This is a genomic window from Streptomyces sp. NPDC020362, assembly GCF_040642095.1.
In the GTDB taxonomy this organism is placed as follows: Bacteria; Actinomycetota; Actinomycetes; order Streptomycetales; family Streptomycetaceae; genus Streptomyces.
The window spans coordinates 44,361-60,958 of the sequence record NZ_JBFAET010000011.1; the positions used below are offsets into that span (position 1 = coordinate 44,361).

At 69.5% G+C, this 16,598-nt stretch carries 16 protein-coding genes and 2 tRNA genes; 8 read left to right on the top strand and 10 right to left on the bottom strand.

Annotation, left to right across the window (positions count from 1 at the left end; all coding sequences use genetic code 11):
- Window positions 1–379: 379 nt before the first annotated feature.
- The gene (gene bldC / locus AB0H32_RS07540) at window positions 380–586 is read right to left on the bottom strand and encodes a developmental transcriptional regulator BldC (protein WP_003949541.1); all 207 of its coding nucleotides are present in this window, start codon (window positions 584–586) and stop codon (window positions 380–382) included.
- Between the two features lie 518 nt (window positions 587–1,104).
- Complete coding sequence (locus AB0H32_RS07545) at window positions 1,105–1,947, bottom strand: hypothetical protein (RefSeq protein ID WP_361115746.1); 843 nt, start codon at window positions 1,945–1,947, stop codon at window positions 1,105–1,107.
- Between the two features lie 199 nt (window positions 1,948–2,146).
- On the opposite strand from AB0H32_RS07545, the gene AB0H32_RS07550 reads away from it, so the two are divergent.
- Window positions 2,147–3,244, top strand: coding sequence for a Glu/Leu/Phe/Val dehydrogenase dimerization domain-containing protein (locus AB0H32_RS07550; RefSeq protein ID WP_361115749.1), 1,098 nt, complete (start codon window positions 2,147–2,149; stop codon window positions 3,242–3,244).
- Window positions 3,245–3,563: 319 nt separating this feature from the next.
- Window positions 3,564–3,818, top strand: coding sequence for a DUF3073 domain-containing protein (locus AB0H32_RS07555; protein ID WP_361115752.1), 255 nt, complete (start codon window positions 3,564–3,566; stop codon window positions 3,816–3,818).
- An 82-nt stretch (window positions 3,819–3,900) separates the two neighbouring features.
- Here AB0H32_RS07555 and purM read toward each other — a convergent pair whose 3' ends face one another.
- The 5 genes from purM to AB0H32_RS07580 form a co-directional block, all read right to left on the bottom strand.
- Entirely contained in the window at window positions 3,901–5,001 is a 1,101-nt protein-coding gene (purM, locus tag AB0H32_RS07560) for a phosphoribosylformylglycinamidine cyclo-ligase (RefSeq protein WP_361115755.1), read from the bottom strand.
- A 34-nt stretch (window positions 5,002–5,035) separates the two neighbouring features.
- Window positions 5,036–6,565 (bottom strand): amidophosphoribosyltransferase, encoded by a 1,530-nt coding sequence (purF, locus tag AB0H32_RS07565; protein WP_361115758.1) that lies wholly within the window; start codon window positions 6,563–6,565, stop codon window positions 5,036–5,038.
- Between the two features lie 201 nt (window positions 6,566–6,766).
- Window positions 6,767–7,201, bottom strand: coding sequence for an META domain-containing protein (locus tag AB0H32_RS07570; protein WP_361115761.1), 435 nt, complete (start codon window positions 7,199–7,201; stop codon window positions 6,767–6,769).
- Window positions 7,202–7,401: 200 nt separating this feature from the next.
- Window positions 7,402–8,199 (bottom strand): sterol carrier family protein, encoded by a 798-nt coding sequence (locus AB0H32_RS07575; RefSeq protein ID WP_361115764.1) that lies wholly within the window; start codon window positions 8,197–8,199, stop codon window positions 7,402–7,404.
- 10 nt (window positions 8,200–8,209) lie between these two features.
- A complete protein-coding gene (locus AB0H32_RS07580; protein WP_361115767.1) occupies window positions 8,210–8,848 on the bottom strand; it encodes a TetR/AcrR family transcriptional regulator in 639 nt (212 codons plus the stop codon).
- 96 nt (window positions 8,849–8,944) lie between these two features.
- Between AB0H32_RS07580 and AB0H32_RS07585 the strand changes: the two genes are divergently transcribed.
- The gene (locus AB0H32_RS07585; RefSeq protein WP_361115770.1) at window positions 8,945–10,411 is read left to right on the top strand and encodes an MFS transporter; all 1,467 of its coding nucleotides are present in this window, start codon (window positions 8,945–8,947) and stop codon (window positions 10,409–10,411) included.
- A 139-nt stretch (window positions 10,412–10,550) separates the two neighbouring features.
- Here the strand turns inward: AB0H32_RS07585 and purL are convergent, their stop codons facing one another.
- Genes purL through purS form a run of 3 tightly spaced genes read right to left on the bottom strand, consistent with a single transcriptional unit; the run spans window position 10,551 to window position 13,746 of the window.
- Window positions 10,551–12,809 carry a phosphoribosylformylglycinamidine synthase subunit PurL gene (purL, locus tag AB0H32_RS07590; RefSeq protein ID WP_361115773.1) on the bottom strand — a complete coding sequence of 753 codons (2,259 nt, stop codon included), beginning with the start codon at window positions 12,807–12,809 and terminating at the stop codon, window positions 10,551–10,553.
- Window positions 12,806–13,486, bottom strand: coding sequence for a phosphoribosylformylglycinamidine synthase subunit PurQ (purQ, locus tag AB0H32_RS07595; RefSeq protein WP_361115776.1), 681 nt, complete (start codon window positions 13,484–13,486; stop codon window positions 12,806–12,808). Before purQ ends, purL begins: the two co-directional genes overlap by 4 nt.
- On the bottom strand, window positions 13,483–13,746 hold the full coding sequence (gene purS / locus AB0H32_RS07600) for a phosphoribosylformylglycinamidine synthase subunit PurS (RefSeq protein ID WP_015659417.1): 264 nt from the start codon (window positions 13,744–13,746) through the stop codon (window positions 13,483–13,485). Before purS ends, purQ begins: the two co-directional genes overlap by 4 nt.
- A gap of 310 nt (window positions 13,747–14,056) precedes the next feature.
- Between purS and AB0H32_RS07605 the strand changes: the two genes are divergently transcribed.
- The 5 genes from AB0H32_RS07605 to AB0H32_RS07625 all read left to right on the top strand — a co-directional run bounded on the left by AB0H32_RS07605 (window position 14,057) and on the right by AB0H32_RS07625 (window position 16,595).
- Window positions 14,057–14,374 carry an Lsr2 family protein gene (locus AB0H32_RS07605; protein ID WP_361115779.1) on the top strand — a complete coding sequence of 106 codons (318 nt, stop codon included), beginning with the start codon at window positions 14,057–14,059 and terminating at the stop codon, window positions 14,372–14,374.
- A 156-nt stretch (window positions 14,375–14,530) separates the two neighbouring features.
- Window positions 14,531–14,602 (top strand) — tRNA-Gly (locus AB0H32_RS07610).
- A gap of 79 nt (window positions 14,603–14,681) precedes the next feature.
- Window positions 14,682–14,754, top strand: a tRNA-Gly gene (locus tag AB0H32_RS07615).
- Between the two features lie 126 nt (window positions 14,755–14,880).
- Window positions 14,881–15,819 carry an ABC transporter ATP-binding protein gene (locus tag AB0H32_RS07620; RefSeq protein ID WP_361115782.1) on the top strand — a complete coding sequence of 313 codons (939 nt, stop codon included), beginning with the start codon at window positions 14,881–14,883 and terminating at the stop codon, window positions 15,817–15,819.
- A complete protein-coding gene (locus AB0H32_RS07625; protein ID WP_361115785.1) occupies window positions 15,816–16,595 on the top strand; it encodes an ABC transporter permease in 780 nt (259 codons plus the stop codon). Before AB0H32_RS07620 ends, AB0H32_RS07625 begins: the two co-directional genes overlap by 4 nt.
- Window positions 16,596–16,598 lie beyond the last annotated feature (3 nt).

Sequence of the window (16,598 nt, forward strand, 5' to 3'; positions counted from 1 at the left end):
AGCACCACGGCGTGTGACGGGAGTCACCGCATGAGTTTCTGAAACAGCGGAACTTACCCCCTTCCTACAACTGGTCAATTTAATATGTGCAATTGCACTCCCGCCGGAGGCGCCGCACAGCCGTTCCGACAACCCTCCCCAGACTCCGACAAGGCCGCTCACCGAGGCCTCACCCCACCCCGACCAGCGCACAAAAAAGATCGCGCTGGACCCGGCGGAGTCCAGCGCGATCTACGACGCACCCTGTGGCGATGCCTACAACGCTCTGTTCGGCTTGGGCGTGGGCCCTGTTGGGGCAGGTCCCGCGTCGCTTGGAGCTAGGGTTTCGGGCGCCTCGACCAGTTGGGGGACCGGCCGGTTTGCCCGTTTATGCAGTTGTTCAGGCCTCGCTGCGCTGCTGCGGGATGCCCGCGAGCAGAGCGCGGACCTCGGCCTCGCGGTAGCGGCGGTGCCCGCCGAGCGTACGGATCGAAGTGAGCTTGCCGGCCTTCGCCCACCGCGTGACCGTCTTGGGGTCGACGCGGAACATGGTGGCGACCTCAGCGGGGGTCAGCAGCGGCTCGGCATCAGGGGTGCGAGCGGTCATGAGCGGCCTCCTCGGGAGAACCGAACCTTCTCGGTTCTTTCCTCTAAATTCTGCACCTTGACCCGCGTTGCCCGAAATGGCGGACGCGAGTCGAGTCGGTTATAGGACGAACGGCTTGTCCTCGGCACTACAACTACACCATCTGTCCAGCCGCGTCGGCCAAACCGATGGAATTGCCCTCCCAGGTGTTCATCAGCGACGGAAGCCGATGGACCATGCCATAGCGGACAGTCACGCCACTGTGACGATCAGTCACAGGACAATCAGGAGCCACCAGACCCCCCAAAGCGTGCAATGCAGAGATTCCGCCCACATTGGAGCATAGCGGGACGGATGGAGCCCTCCCCGGACTCCTTGTCCTATTTTGGCACGAGGGGCGGCAAGGGGCGCAAGGGCCGTGTAAGTGCCGTCCATCACCCTTGGGACAAAAGCCCGGATCGGGACCAACGTCCCGTCAGGTGGTCAAGTGCCGTAGACCGTACGTCCTTCGGTGGCTTTTTGACCGTGATCCACGTCACTCAGTTCGCGGAACGTCGGTCACGTACCGCCCGCCACCGCTCCACCAGCCGCCCGTACGCCTCCCCCGCGGCCATCCCGTCGCCCCGGCGCAGCGCCTCGATGCCGTCGGCCACGTCCGCCGCCGAGTGGTCGTCCTCCAACTGGCCCGCGGGCACCGCGTGCACCAGGCCGCCGTAGTCCAGCTCCACCAGCGAGCGCGGATGGAACTCCTCCAGCCAGCGGCCGACGTCCACCAGGCCGTCGATCAGCTGCCCTTCCTCGATGGTGTCCTTCAGCGTGCGCAGGGCCCGCGCCACCCGGCGCCTGGCCTGGACCATCGGCGTGCGGTAGCGCAGCATCGGGGGCACCTCGCCGGAGCCCTTGTCGTACCGGCGTTCCTCGTCGGAGACCAGCACGAACCAGTTCAGCGGGATCTGCCAGGTCGAGGTGCGGATCCAGGGCCGGGCGTCGGGGTTGCGGGTGAGCCAGCGTTCGTAGTCCTGGGCGGCCTGACGGCGCACCACCGGTGGCAGCACCGCGTCCAGCACCGTCGGCGGCAGTTCCTCGGCGAGGTCGGCCAGGGCCTGCCAGCCGCGCAGCCGGGTCCGCCAGGGGCAGACGCAGACGACCCCGTCGACGTCCAGCACGAAGGCGTCGCCGCTCTCGTGCACCGGCACCGGGATCGGTGGCGTGGGCAGCAAGTCGGCGAGCGAGCGGCGCAGTTCGTCCTGGTAGGAGGGGCGGTCGGGGCGGCGGGCGTAGCGGGTCCAGTGGGTGCGCTCCGGCTCCGGGAAGGCGGCCAGCGGCTCGTAGACACGCAGGTACGCGGCGTAGGGAACCACCACGGAGGACACCTTGGGCACGCCTGCTCCCTCCCCATCGGACCCGGCTCGAAACCCTTGCAAATCGTCCCACGGTCATGCGTGCGTGAGCGGTCCGGGAGAGTGATCCTGAACACTGCGCGGATGGCTGGAAGGCACAGGCTCTACGCTCGTCCCAGCACCCCGCCACCCGCACGGGGGCTACGCCCCACTCGCCGCTACTTACACAGGAGTCACCACAGTGACCGACGTAACTGGCGCACCTGCTGATGTCCTGCACACCCTGTTCCACTCGGACCAGGGGGGCCATGAGCAGGTCGTGCTCTGCCAGGACCGCGCCAGCGGCCTCAAGGCCGTGATCGCCATCCACTCCACCGCCCTGGGCCCGGCCCTCGGCGGCACGCGCTTCTACCCGTACGCGACCGAGGCCGAGGCCGTCGCCGACGCCCTCAACCTCGCGCGCGGGATGTCGTACAAGAACGCCATGGCCGGCCTCGACCACGGCGGCGGAAAAGCCGTGATCATCGGCGACCCCGACCGCGACAAGACCGAGGAGCTGCTGCTCGCCTACGGGCGCATGGTCGCCTCGCTCGGCGGGCGCTACGTCACCGCGTGCGACGTCGGCACGTACGTCGCCGACATGGACGTCGTGGCCCGCGAGTGCCGCTGGACCACCGGCCGTTCCCCCGAGAACGGCGGCGCCGGCGACTCCTCCGTGCTCACCGCCTTCGGTGTCTACCAGGGCATGCGCGCCTCCGCGCAGCACCTGTGGGGCGACCCCTCGCTGCGCGGCCGCAAGGTCGGCATCGCGGGCGTCGGCAAGGTCGGCCACCACCTGGTCCGCCACCTGCGCGACGAGGGCGCCGAGGTCGTCGTCACGGACGTGCGTGCGGACGCCGTCGCACGGATCCTCGGGCAGTACCCCGAGGGCGTGTCGGCGGTCACCGACACCGACGCGCTGATCCGGGTCGAGGGACTGGACATCTACGCACCCTGCGCCCTCGGCGGCGCCCTGGACGACGACACCGTGCAGGTGCTCACCGCCCAGGTGGTGTGCGGTGCCGCCAACAACCAGCTCGCCCATCCGGGTGTGGAGAAGGACCTCGCGGACCGCGGGATCCTCTACGCGCCCGACTACGTGGTGAACGCCGGCGGGGTCATCCAGGTGGCCGACGAACTGCACGGGTTCGACTTCGACCGGTGCAAGGCGAAGGCGGCGAAGATCTTCGACACCACGCTGGCCATATTCGCACGTGCGAAGGAAGACGGGATCCCCCCGGCCGCCGCGGCCGACCGGATCGCCGAGCAGCGCATGGCCGACGCCCGCGCGGCACGCTGACACGGGTGCGATCGGACCCCGATCGGGTGTCCGATCGCACACATGCGCGGTACCCGTCGGCGGGAACTTAGAGAGAACTCTCACTTCCACCGGCGGGTCGCACCCCGATAAGTGGTTAAAATCGCCACTGACCAGCGAGGACAGGGCACCTCGAGGGTCCTGTGCACACGCGCGTGCTGCGGGCGACGTACCGTATGGGCGCGGGCTCAGGTACCGTGGAAGCCCTACGGACCGGCCTCTCTGCGGAGGGTCCGTTCCGGATCATGAACGCGTGTCAGACTCTGGGGCCGTCAAGCCCCGTCATCGAGGGGGTCGAGCCATGGGGCGCGGCCGGGCCAAGGCCAAGCAGACAAAGGTCGCCCGCCAGCTGAAGTACAACAGCGGTGGGACTGACCTGTCACGTCTGGCCAATGAACTGGGCGCATCGACTTCGAGCCAGCCGCCGAACGGCGAGCCGTTCGAGGATGATGATGAGCACGACGAGGACGATCTTTACTCTCGGTACGCCGACCTCTATGAGGACGACGACGAGGACGAGGACGAAGGTCCCTCACAACACCGTCGCGGCGCTTGACCTTGCATTGAGCACTCACCCGGTCGGTGGCAAAGCCACCGACCGGGTTCTGTGCTACCCGCAGGTTCGGACGGCGGCGCCTTTAGTTTGAATACGTCCCGACCAGCTCTGCGCCGGTCCCCTTGTCGCCCCGGTCGGTGATCTCACCCGCGACCCACGCGTCGACCCCGCGGTCGGCCAGCGTGGCGAGGGCCACCTCGGCGGACTCCTCGGGCACGATCGCCATCATGCCGACGCCCATGTTCAGGGTCTTCTCCAGCTCCAGGCGCTCGACGTCGCCGGTCTTCCCGACGAGGTCGAAGATCGCACCCGGGGTCCACGTCGAGCGGTCGACGGTGGCGTGCAGCGCGTCGGGGATGACGCGGGCCAGGTTGGCCGCGAGCCCTCCGCCGGTGATGTGGCTGAACGCGTGCACCTCGGTGGTGCGGGTCAGCGCAAGGCAGTCCAGCGAGTAGATCTTGGTGGGCTCCAGCAGCTCCTCGCCGAGGGTGCGGCCCAGCTCCGCGATCTCCGTCTCCAGGGCCAGGCCCGCCGTGTTCAGCAGGACGTGGCGGACCAGGGAGTACCCGTTCGAGTGAAGCCCGGAGGCCGCCATGGCGATCACGGCGTCACCCTTACGGATACGATCCGCGCCCAGCAGCCGGTCGGCCTCCACGACGCCCGTACCGGCGCCGGCGACGTCGAAGTCGTCCTCGCCCAGCAGGCCCGGGTGCTCGGCCGTCTCGCCGCCCACCAGGGCGCAGCCGGCCAGCACACAGCCCTCCGCGATCCCCTTGACGATGGATGCGACCCGCTCGGGGTGGACCTTGCCGACGCAGATGTAGTCCGTCATGAACAGCGGCTCGGCACCGCACACCACGATGTCGTCCATGACCATGGCGACCAGGTCGTGGCCGATGGTGTCGTAGACGCCCATGCGCCGCGCGACGTCGACCTTCGTGCCGACGCCGTCCGTGGCGGAGGCGAGCAGCGGGCGCTCGTAGCGCTTGAGGGCGGAGGCGTCGAAGAGCCCGGCGAAGCCGCCGAGGCCGCCCAGGACCTCGGGGCGCTGGGTCTTCTTCACCCACTCCTTCATCAGCTCTACGGCGCGGTCGCCCGCCTCGATGTCGACTCCGGCAGCCGCGTAGGAAGCACCGGTGGAACTGCCCGTCGTCGAAGACGACTGATCAGACACAGCAGACATTGCCTGGGATCTTTCGGGTTGGTTTCTACGGGGCTTACGGGCGACGGATCGCGTCGGCCGCGGCCGTGGCGGCCGGCCCGGCGGCCAGCTCGGTCTCCAGGAGCTGCTTGCCGAGCAGCTCGGGGTCCGGCAGCTCCATCGGGTACTCGCCGTCGAAGCAGGCGCGGCACAGGTTCGGCTTGGCGATGGTGGTCGCATCGATCATGCCGTCGATGGAGATGTACGCCAGGGAGTCGGCGCCGAGCGAGGTGCCGATCTCCTCGACGGACATGCCGTTGGCGATCAGCTCGGCGCGGGTGGCGAAGTCGATGCCGAAGAAGCAGGGCCACTTCACGGGCGGCGAGGAGATCCGGATGTGGACCTCGGCGGCCCCTGCCTCGCGCAGCATCCGCACGAGCGCCCGCTGCGTGTTGCCACGCACGATCGAGTCGTCCACGACGACCAGGCGCTTGCCCTTGATGACTTCCTTCAGCGGGTTCAGCTTCAGGCGGATGCCCAGCTGCCGGATGGTCTGCGAGGGCTGGATGAACGTCCGTCCGACGTACGCGTTCTTCACCAGACCGGCACCGAAGGGGATGCCCGACGCCTCCGCGTAGCCGATCGCGGCCGGGGTACCGGATTCCGGGGTCGCTATGACGAGATCGGCCTCGACGGGCGCTTCCTTCGCCAGACGGCGGCCCATCTCCACCCGGGAGAGGTACACGTTCCGGCCGGCGATGTCGGTGTCCGGGCGGGCCAGGTACACGTACTCGAAGACGCAGCCCTTCGGCTTCGCTTCCGCGAACCGGGAGGTGCGCAGGCCGTTCTCGTCGATGGCGACGAACTCGCCCGGCTCGATCTCCCGCACGAAGCTGGCGCCGGTGATGTCCAGGGCGGCGGTCTCGGAGGCGACCACCCAGCCGCGCTCCAGGCGGCCGAGGACCAGCGGGCGGATGCCCTGCGGGTCACGGGCGGCGTAGAGGGTGTGCTCGTCCATGAAGGCGAGCGAGAAGGCGCCCCGCACCTTCGGGAGTACCGCGTGTGCGGCCTCCTCGATGGTCAGCGGCTTGCCGTCCTCGTCGACCTGGGCGGCCAGCAGGGCCGTCAGCAGATCGGTGTCGTTGGTGGCCGCGACCCGGGTCGAGCGGCCGTTGGTGTCCTTCGGCAGGTCGGCGACCATCTCGGCGAGCTGCGCCGTGTTGACCAGGTTGCCGTTGTGGCCGAGCGCGATCGAACCGTGCGCCGTGGCGCGGAACGTCGGCTGGGCGTTCTCCCACACGGAGGCGCCGGTGGTCGAGTAGCGGGCGTGTCCGACCGCGATGTGACCTTGGAGCGAACCGAGCGAGGTCTCGTCGAAGACCTGGGAGACGAGGCCCATGTCCTTGAAGACGAGGATCTGGGAGCCGTTGCTGACCGCGATTCCCGCGGATTCCTGACCCCGGTGCTGGAGGGCGTAGAGCCCGAAGTACGTGAGCTTTGCGACCTCTTCGCCCGGAGCCCAGACACCGAAGACGCCACACGCGTCCTGGGGGCCTTTCTCGCCGGGGAGCAGATCGTGATTGAGTCGACCGTCACCACGTGGCACGCCACCGAGTGTAGGCGAGGTCGACCACTGGTCCGAATTGGGGATACGCACCCATAACGCGACAGGGCTAGTCGATCACCTTGGTGGTTTCTTCGTTTGCGCTGGTCAGATGGGCGCCGAGGTGTCAGGGCGGGCCGTCGGCGGCCCGGTGGGCGGTGGCCCCGGGCCTGCTCACCGTATGCATGAGTGAGGTGTCGCACATCATTCGGGTGTGCGGTGGCTGAGACGGACCCGGTCGCCGTCGCCGTCGGTGAGGGTCAGTTTCCCGTCATCCGCCCTGGCCGTGAGCGTGCCGGTGGTGAGGGTGCGGGCGAGAGAGCGTTCGAAGTCCATCCGGTCCGGGTCGCAGGCCATCCTGGTCGTCCGCAGGTCGCCGAACGTGATCCGGTCGCCGTCCACGGTGGCCCGGGAGCCGAACTGGTTGCAGCCGAGGTTTCCGCCCGCCTTTCCGTCCGCGTCGATGCGCAGGTGTGCGGCGGCGGGCGCGTGGCGGGTGGTGCCGCCAGCGGTGAGGCTGTCGACGCGCCAGTCCACGCCGGTCACGGGCTGCCCGGAGCCCGCCGGGCCGCTGTCCGGCCGCGCGCTGCCACAGGCCATCGTGAGCGGGACGAGCACGGCGACCGCTGTCAGGATCATGTGCTGCTTGTGCCGGTTCATGCGGATTCGACGGCCTGCCCGGGCCGCCGGTTCCGTCGCACGAGGAACCGCCGGATGCTCATGGCAGGAACCGCCCGATTCCGCCACGGCAGGATCCGCAGGACCCGTCACATCAACAACCGCAGGATCCGTCACATCAAGAACCGCAGGATCCGTCACACCATGAGCGGCCGGATCCGTCACACCATGAGCGGCAGCAGGTCCCCGATGTCCGCGCGCTCTCCGCTCGCGCTGACCTTGGCCTCCTCCACGGCGGCCGTCCAGGCCGTCCGGCCGGTGGCGAGCCGGAGCCAGGTCAGCGGGTCGGTCTCCACGACGTTGGGCGGGGTGCCGCGGGTGTGCCGGGGCCCCTCGACGCACTGCACGACGGCGTACGGCGGCACGCGCACCTCGGTGGAGGCGCCGGGCGCCTTCACGGCGAGCGCGTCGGCGAGCAGCCGGGTGGCGGCGGCGAGGGCCTGGCGGTCCTGGGGCACGTCCAGGCCGGGGACGGCGGCGTTGAGGTCGTCGGTGTGGACGGCGAGTTCGACGGCGCGGGTGACGAGATAGTCGTCCAGGGGCAGCGCGCCGGCGTTGGTCGCCAGGAGCCGGCTGCCGGGATGGGCGTCGAGAAGGGCGCGCAGGCTCTGCTCGACGTCGGCGAGGTAGGTCTCGAGATCGGGGTGCTCGGCGGCGAGACCCAGGGTGAAGTCGGCGATCGCCGCGGAGTTGGCGGCGGTGGCGAAGGGCCACTCGGCCACCAGCACGTCCTGCTTCGGCGGGGCCGGTAGGTCCAGGGCGCGGTGGACGGCCGTGACGGCCATGCCGATGTGCGCGATCAGGTGGCGCACCGTCCAGTCGCCGAGCCGGGTGGGCAGCGCGAGTTGATCCGGGGTCAGGGCGCGGACTGCCCCCCGCACGTTTCCGAACTGGGCGAGGACCGCGGCACGGGTCCTTGCGGGGTCGTAGCTGCGGGCGCGCTTCTTGGCCGGTGGCATGGTCGTGACCCTATGCCTTCACCGCATAGCCCTTCAGACCGTTTTCCACCAGGCGGAAGACCCGGTGCGCCCGCTCGGCGGCGTCGCCCGCGACGGCGCCCGGGCTCTCGCCGGCGGCAAGGCGGCGGTGGTGCTCCTGGATCAGGGCGTTGCGCGCGGCCATGAGGGTGTTGGCGGCGACCGTGGCGAGCACCGGGTCGCCGGTCTCCTGCGCCAGGACGGCGGTCAGGTCCTGGATGCCGCGCTGAGCGGCCACGACGGCGCGCTCCATCAGCACGGGCGTCTCCTGGACGATCCGGCGCACCTTGAGGAAGAACGGATCGCCGTGCAGGCCGATGGAGGGGTCCCGGGCCTCGATCATCTCCAGGAACTGCCGACGCACGGCGTCCACCGCGGACTCTCCGGCTCCCCGCTCGCGCACGGCGCGGGACGCGTCGTCGAAGTGCTCGTCCATGGGGCGGAAGACCAGGTCCTCCTTGGAGCCGAAGTAGTTGAAGACCGTCATCTTCGACACCTCGGAGGCGTCGGCGATCTCCTGCACCGAGACCTTGTCGAAGCCCCGCTCGGCGAAGAGGTCCAGGGCGGTGCGGTAGATCCGCCCCATGGTGTCGCGCTTCTTGCGTTCCCGCAGTCCCATCGCTTCGGCCATGCGGTCACCTTACCAAGATGAATTTTATGCCAGGCACAAATCTGTGCCCAGATAAAACATTGACTCGGTATATAGGCGAGGGACAAGGTGGTGGCCATGACCGAAACCCAGCGCAAGATCGGCTTCCTCGTCTGTCTGGTCACGATCGTCCTGGCCGTCCTGGACATGCAGATCGTGTCCGCGGCCACCTTCCCGATCGTCAAGGACCTCGATCCCGAGCACGGCGTGGCCAAGGTCCCCTGGCTGGTCAGCGCCTTCTCACTGGCGTCGGCCGCGATGCTCCCGCTCTACGGCAGGCTGTGCGACACGCTCGGCGCCAAGCGGGTCTTCCTCGGCGCCCTCGGCACCTTCCTGGCCGGCTCGGCGCTGTGCGGTGCGGCCCAGTCGATCGGCTGGCTGATCGCCTCCCGGGCCGTGCAGGGCATCGGCGCGGGCGGGCTGATGAGCGTCACGATGGTGGTGATCGTCCAGCTCAAGGGGCCGGGCGACGCGAAGGGCAAGGGCGCCGGCACGGGCGGGATCGTGGCGGGCGGCGGTATGGCGGTCGGCCCCTGGCTCGGCGGCTTCCTCGCCGACCACGTGAGCTGGCGCTGGGCCTTCTACGTCAACCTGCCGCTCGGTGTCGCGGCCCTCGCCGCCGCCGTGTACGCGCTGAAGCTCCCCCGGCACACCACGAGCCGTGCGATCGACTTCCCCGGTGCCGCCCTCGCCGCGGCCTTCTCCACCACGCTGCTGCTCGTCACCGAGTGGGGCGGCAAGCAGTACGCCTGGACCTCCCCGCAGATCCTCGGCCTCGCCCTCGTGTCCGCGGCCGCGTTCGCCCTGTTCCTGCGCCGCCAGTCCACCGCCGCCGAACCGATCCTGCCGCCCTCCCTGTTCCGCGTCCCGGAACTCCGCCTCGGCTTCGCGATCGAGGCCCTGATGGGCATCGCCATGACCGGCGCCATGTACTACGTGCTGATCTACCTCCAGCTCGCCCGGGGCATCGCCAGCTCCTCCGCCGGCCCGTTCCTCATCCCGATGGCGGTCGGCATGACGGTGGCGGGCATCGCGGCCGGACGCCTGAGCGACCGCGGCTGGTCCGAGCGGACCTTCGTGATCAGCGGCTCCGTCATCTGCACCGCCGCCTTCCTGCTGCTGGCCACCACCGGCACCCGCACCGCCCTGTGGCAGCTGTGCGCGGCCCTGCTGCTCATCGGGCTCGGCTTCGGCCAGTTCCTCGGCCAGCTGATCCAGCTGGTGCAGCAGAAGGCACCGCGCCACCAGCTCGGCGTCGCCACCACGGCGGTCCGCTTCTTCCAGACCCTCGGCGGAGCCCTCGGCGCCACCCTCTTCGGCACCCTCCTCGGCCGCCTCTACGACGGCCCCGGCGACGTCGGCTCCCTCGCCGCCCTGCACGGCCCGGCCCGCGCGCAGGGCGTGACGGCGTACGTCTCCGCGCTGGACACGGTGTTCCTGTGCGGGGCCGGAATCATGGCGCTGTCCCTGCTGCTCGCCCTGCGCCTGCCGAAGGCCCGGCCGGTGCCGGAGGCGGAGACCGCACGGGAGACGGTCGCGGCCTGAGCCGGTCGGTCCTCCCGGGAGGCAAGGGGCCGCCGGGAACCTCGGTCAGGTCCGTGACCACCGACAGCGCGCCCGGAGCCGGCACGGACGAAGGCCCCGCCCGGATCTCCGGACGGGGCCTCGGCACAGGCGGTGGCGGTTACGCCAGCAGCGCCTCGATCGTTCCCTCGTGCGCCTCGCGCAGCTCGGCGAGGGGGAGCGTGAACTCGCCCTGGATCTCCACCGAGTCGCCGTCCACGACACCGATCCGCGTGACCGGCAGGCCGCGCGCACCGCACATGTCGTTGAAGCGGACCTCCTCGGAGCGCGGCACGGCGACGACCGCACGGCCGGCCGACTCGGAAAGGAGGAAGGTGAAGGCGTCGAGCCCGTCCGGTACGACCAGACGCGCGCCCTTGCCGCCGAGCAGCGCCGACTCCACGACCGCCTGGATCAGGCCGCCGTCGGACAGGTCGTGCGCGGAGTCGATCATCCCGTCGCGGGAGGCCGAGACCAGGATCTCGCCCAGCAGCCGCTCACGCTCCAGGTCGACCTTCGGGGGCAGACCGCCGAGGTGGTCGTGGACCACCTGCGACCAGGCCGAGCCGCCGAACTCCTCACGCGTGTCGCCGAGGAGGTAGAGCAGCTGGCCCTCCTCCTGGAAGGCGACCGGCGTGCGGCGGGCGACGTCGTCGATGACGCCGAGGACCGCCACGACCGGGGTCGGGTGGATGGCGGCCTCGCCCGTCTGGTTGTAGAGCGAGACGTTGCCGCCGGTGACCGGCGTGCCCAGCTGCTGGCAGCCGTCCGCGAGACCGCGTACGGCCTCCGCGAACTGCCACATCACCGCCGGGTCCTCCGGCGAGCCGAAGTTCAGGCAGTCGGAGACGGCGAGCGGCGTGGCGCCGGTCGTCGCCACGTTCCGGTAGGCCTCGGCGAGGGCAAGCTGCGCGCCCGTGTACGGGTCGAGCTTGGCGTACCGGCCGTTGCCGTCCGTGGCGATGGCCACGCCGAGGCCGGACTCCTCGTCGATGCGGATCATGCCGGAGTCCTCGGGCTGGGCGAGGACGGTGTTGCCCTGCACGAAGTGGTCGTACTGGGAGGTGATCCACTTCTTCGACGCCTGGTTGGCCGACCCGACCAGCTTGAGGACCTGGTCCTTGAGCTCCTCGGAGGTCGCGGGCCGCGGCAGCCTGTTCGCGTCGTCGGCCTGCAGCTCGTCCTGCCAGGAGGGACGGGCGTACGGCCGCTCGTAGACCGGGCCCTCGTGGGCCACGGTCCGCGGGTCGACGTCGACGATCTTGCCGCCGTGCCAGTAGATCTCCAGGCGGTCGCCGTCGGTGACCTCGCCGATGACCGTGGCGATGACGTCCCACTTGGCGCAGATCTCCAGGAAGCGGTCGACCTTCGCAGGCTCGACCACCGCGCACATGCGCTCCTGCGACTCGCTCATGAGGATCTCCTCGGGCGAGAGCGTCGAGTCGCGCAGCGGTACGTCGTCCAGGGTGACGCGCATGCCGCCGGAGCCGTTGGAGGCCAGCTCGGAGGTGGCGCAGGACAGACCCGCCGCACCGAGGTCCTGGATGCCGACGACCAGCTTCTCCCGGAAGGCCTCCAGGGTGCACTCGATGAGGAGCTTCTCCTGGAAGGGGTCGCCGACCTGGACGGCCGGGCGCTTCGAGGGCTTCGCGTCGTCGAAGGTCTCGGACGCCAGGATCGAGGCGCCGCCGATGCCGTCGCCGCCGGTCCGGGCGCCGTAGAGGATGACCTTGTTGCCCGCGCCGGAGGCCTTGGCGAGGTGGATGTCCTCGTGCCGCATGACACCGATGGCACCGGCGTTGACCAGCGGGTTGCCCTGGTAGCAGGCGTCGAAGACGACCTCGCCGCCGATGTTGGGCAGGCCCAGACAGTTGCCGTAGCCGCCGATGCCGGCGACCACGCCCGGCAGGACGCGCTTGGTGTCGGGGTGGTCGGCCGCGCCGAAGCGCAGCGGGTCCACGACCGCGACCGGGCGGGCGCCCATCGCGATGATGTCGCGGACGATGCCGCCGACGCCCGTGGCCGCGCCCTGGTAGGGCTCGACGTAGGAGGGGTGGTTGTGCGACTCGACCTTGAAGGTGACCGCGTAGCCCTGGCCGACGTCGACCACGCCGGCGTTCTCACCGATGCCGACGAGCAGGGCGTCCGACTGGGGCGCCTTCTCACCGAACTGGCGCAGGTGGACCTTGGAGGACTTGTACGAGCAGTGCTCGGACCACATGACCGAGTACATGGCGAGCTCGGCACCGGTGGGACGGCGGCCGAGGATCTCCACCACCCGCTCGTACTCGTCCTTCTTCAGACCGAGTTCGGCCCAGGGCAGCTCGACGTCGGGGGTCGCGGCCGCGTGCTCGACCGTGTCCAGAGGCGTCCGGCTCATGCGTTGACCAGCTTCTTGAGGATCGAGGTGAAGAACGGGAGCCCGTCGGTACGGCCGGTACCGATCAGCGGCTCGACGGCGTGCTCCGGGTGCGGCATGAGGCCGACGACGTTTCCGGCCTCGTTGGTGATGCCGGCGATGTCCCGCAGCGAGCCGTTCGGGTTGAAGTCGAGGTACCGGAAGACGACCCGGCCCTCCGCCTCCAGCTTGTCGAGCGTGTACTCGTCGGCGACGTACCGGCCGTCCATGTTCTTCAGCGGGATGTGGATCTCCTGGCCCTGGCGGTAGTCACCGGTCCAGGCCGTCTCCGCGTTCTCCACCCGCAGCTTCTGGTCGCGGCAGATGAAGTGGAGGTGGTCGTTGCCGAGCATCCCGCCCGGGAGGAGGTGGGCCTCGGTGAGGACCTGGAAGCCGTTGCAGATACCGAGGACCGGAAGTCCGGCCTTCGCCTGCTCGATGACGGACTCCATCACCGGCGAGAAGCGGGAGATCGCCCCGGCGCGCAGATAGTCGCCGTAGGAGAAACCACCCGGCAGCACCACGGCGTCGACCTGATGCAGGTCCTTGTCCTTGTGCCAGAGAGCGACCGGTTCGGCGCCCGCGAGGCGGATCGCACGCTGGGTGTCCCGGTCGTCGAGACTCCCCGGGAAAGTGACGACGCCAATACGAGCGGTCACTTCGCAGCCTCCGCGACTTCCTCCACCTTGACGGTGAAGTCCTCGATCACGGTGTTGGCGAGGAAGGATTCCGCAAGATCGTGGATGCGGGCGAGTGCGGCCTCGTCGACCGGCCCGTCAACTTCCAGTTCGAATCGCTTTCCCTGACGGACGTCCGAGATCCCTTCGAAACCCAGGCGCGGCAGCGCACGCTGGACCGCCTGGCCCTGGGGGTCGAGGATCTCCGGCTTGAGCATGACGTCGACTACGACGCGTGCCACTGGCACTCCCGGTGTGTGGTGCTGAGCAGGTTCCTTCAGACTACCCGCACAAAATTTCTACGCGAGTAGAGTTGTAGGAAACTACGTGAGACGCATCACGATCGGGTGTCGAAGCCGGGCACTAGTGAAAACTTCTGGGAAAGTTCGGGAGTCCGGCCCCGACATCTATTGCACTCGGACACGCGGACGGTTTTAGTCGGGCTTCACTTTGCATTGCCGGGCACTGTACAAATGAATTGGCAATAGCCGATACTCGGCACGTCATCGCCGATGAGCTGTATCGACGTGCCGCACGAAGGGACCGATATTCGTGGCGCAAAAGGTCGTGGTCACTCTCTTTGACGACATCGACGGCTCGGAAGCGGCGGAAACGATCGCCTTCGGACTCGACGGCAAGTCGTACGAGATCGACCTGAACGAAACCAACGCCAAGAAACTGCGCAAGGTGCTCGCGCCCTACGTGGAGGCCGGCCGCAAGCGGTCGCGGTCCGGCAAGGCGTACAAGCAGACGGAGGTCGCTCCCGACCCGGCCGCCGTGCGCGCCTGGGCCCAGGCGAACAAGATGGACGTGCCCGCGCGCGGACGCATCCCGAAGAAGGTCTACGAGGCGTTCAGCGCCGCCCAGTGAAGCCCGCGAAGGGGCAGCTCCCAAGGTCCGTCAGCGGACCCTGGGAGCCGTTCACTTGGCTCGGCAGGGAACCGACTTGCGCAACCCCCCTGCTGATCAGCTAATGTCTGGGACACGCCGAGGGGCGAGGCCGAAAGGCCGGATCCCGAGGACCGTGCGGGTGTAGTTCAGTAGCAGAACATCCCCCTTCCAGGGGGAAGGCGCAGTGTGCAATTCCTGTCACCCGCTCTGGCATCGGTCACGACCACTCTTGTGGATCAGGTAGGCTGGTGCTCGCACCGATCGGTGGGAGCCGATCGGGAGCAGTGCGGACGTAGCTCAGTTGGTAGAGCGCAACCTTGCCAAGGTTGAGGTCGCGAGTTCGAGCCTCGTCGTCCGCTCGGGAATGAGACCCCGGTCCATTGGACCGGGGTCTTTTCATCTGCCTCCGGACCGCTGACATTTGTCATGCCGAGTGATGACACCGCGCACTGCCGATCCGCCCGGCCCGCCGGGACGCTGAAGGCATGAACACCAACGGACACGAGCACGTGATCGAGGTCACCGACCTCAGGCGTGTCTACGGGGGCGGGTTCGAGGCCGTACGCGGAATCACCTTCTCCGTGACACGCGGGGAGATCTTCGCACTGCTCGGCACCAACGGCGCGGGCAAGACATCGACGGTCGAGCTGCTGGAAGGGCTCGCGGCACCGGCCGGCGGCCGGGTCCGCGTCCTCGGCCACGACCCCTTCCGGGAACGGGCCGCCGTACGTCCCCGTACCGGGGTCATGCTCCAGGAGGGCGGCTTCCCGTCCGACCTGACCGTCGCCGAGACCGCCCGGCTGTGGGCGGGCTGCACCAGCGGGGCACGGCCCGAGACAGAGGTCCTCGGGCTGGTCGGGCTGGCCGGGAAGACCGGGGTACGGGTCAAGCAGCTCTCCGGCGGCGAACGGCGGCGCCTGGACCTGGCGCTCGCCCTGCTGGGCGAACCCGAGGTGCTCTTCCTCGACGAGCCGACGACCGGACTCGACGCCGAAGGCCGCCAGGAGACCTGGGAATTGGTGCGCGGCCTGCGCGACGCGGGCACCACCGTGCTGCTCACCACGCACTACCTGGAGGAGGCGGAAGACCTCGCCGACCGGCTCGCCATCCTGCACGAGGGCCGCATCGCCGTCACCGGGACCCCGGCCGAGGTCACCGCGGGCCGGCCCTCGCGGATGTCCTTCGAACTGCCCGACGGCTACTTCCTCGGCGACCTGCCGCCGCTGGCCGCCCTCGGCGTCTGCGACCACGAGAGCGACGGCAGGGTCGTACGGCTGCGCACCCGGGAACTGCAGCGGACCGCCGCCGGGGTGCTGGCCTGGGCCGAGCGGGCCGGCGTCGAGCTGCACCGCCTGGAGGTGCGCTCGGCCTCGCTGGAAGAGGCGTTCCTCGGGATCGCACGGGAGCAGGAGGTCATGGCATGAGCAGCATCACCTGGGCACCGGCGGGCCGCCATCTGCGGGCTCTGGCCCAAGCGGAACTGGCCCTCCTCGGCCGGAACCGCAGCGTCGTGTTCGCCGCGCTGGTCATGCCGCTCGTCCTGCCGTTCAGCGTGCGGCCCGCCCTGGGGCAGCTGGACCTGAAGAAGCACGGGCTGAGCATCGGCGCGGTGACGATGACGGCCGCGATCGGGTTCTCCTTCCTCTTCGCCGTCTACACCTCCCTGGTCAACGTCTACACCGCCCGCCGCGAGGAACTCGTCCTCAAGCGGTTGCGCACCGGCGAACTCTCCGACACCGAGATCCTCTTCGGCACGGCCCTGCCCGCGGTCGGAGTCGGCCTCGTCCAGGCGCTGCTGCTGTGCGCGGGCTGCACGGCTCTGCTGAACACCGGGGCGCCCAAGGCGCCGTACCTGACCCTGCTGGGGCTGGTGGCGGGGCTCGTCCTGAGCGCCGCGCTGGCCGCGCTCACCGCGTCCTTCACCCGGAGCGTCGAGAGCGGACAGATCACCGCGCTGCCGCTGGTGTTCTTCTCGATGATGGGCTCCGGCATCACGTTCCCCACCGAGGTCATGCCCGACCGGCTCGCCTCCGTCTGCGAACTCCTCCCGCTCTCCCCCGCGATCCGGCTGGTACGCGGGGGCTGGACCGGCCAGCTGAGCGCCCTCCAGGCCCTCGGCGCGACGGCGACCGCGTTGGCCTGGATCGTCGTGGCGGTGTTTGCTGTACGGCGGTGGTTCCGGTGGGAGCCGCGGCGCTGAGGA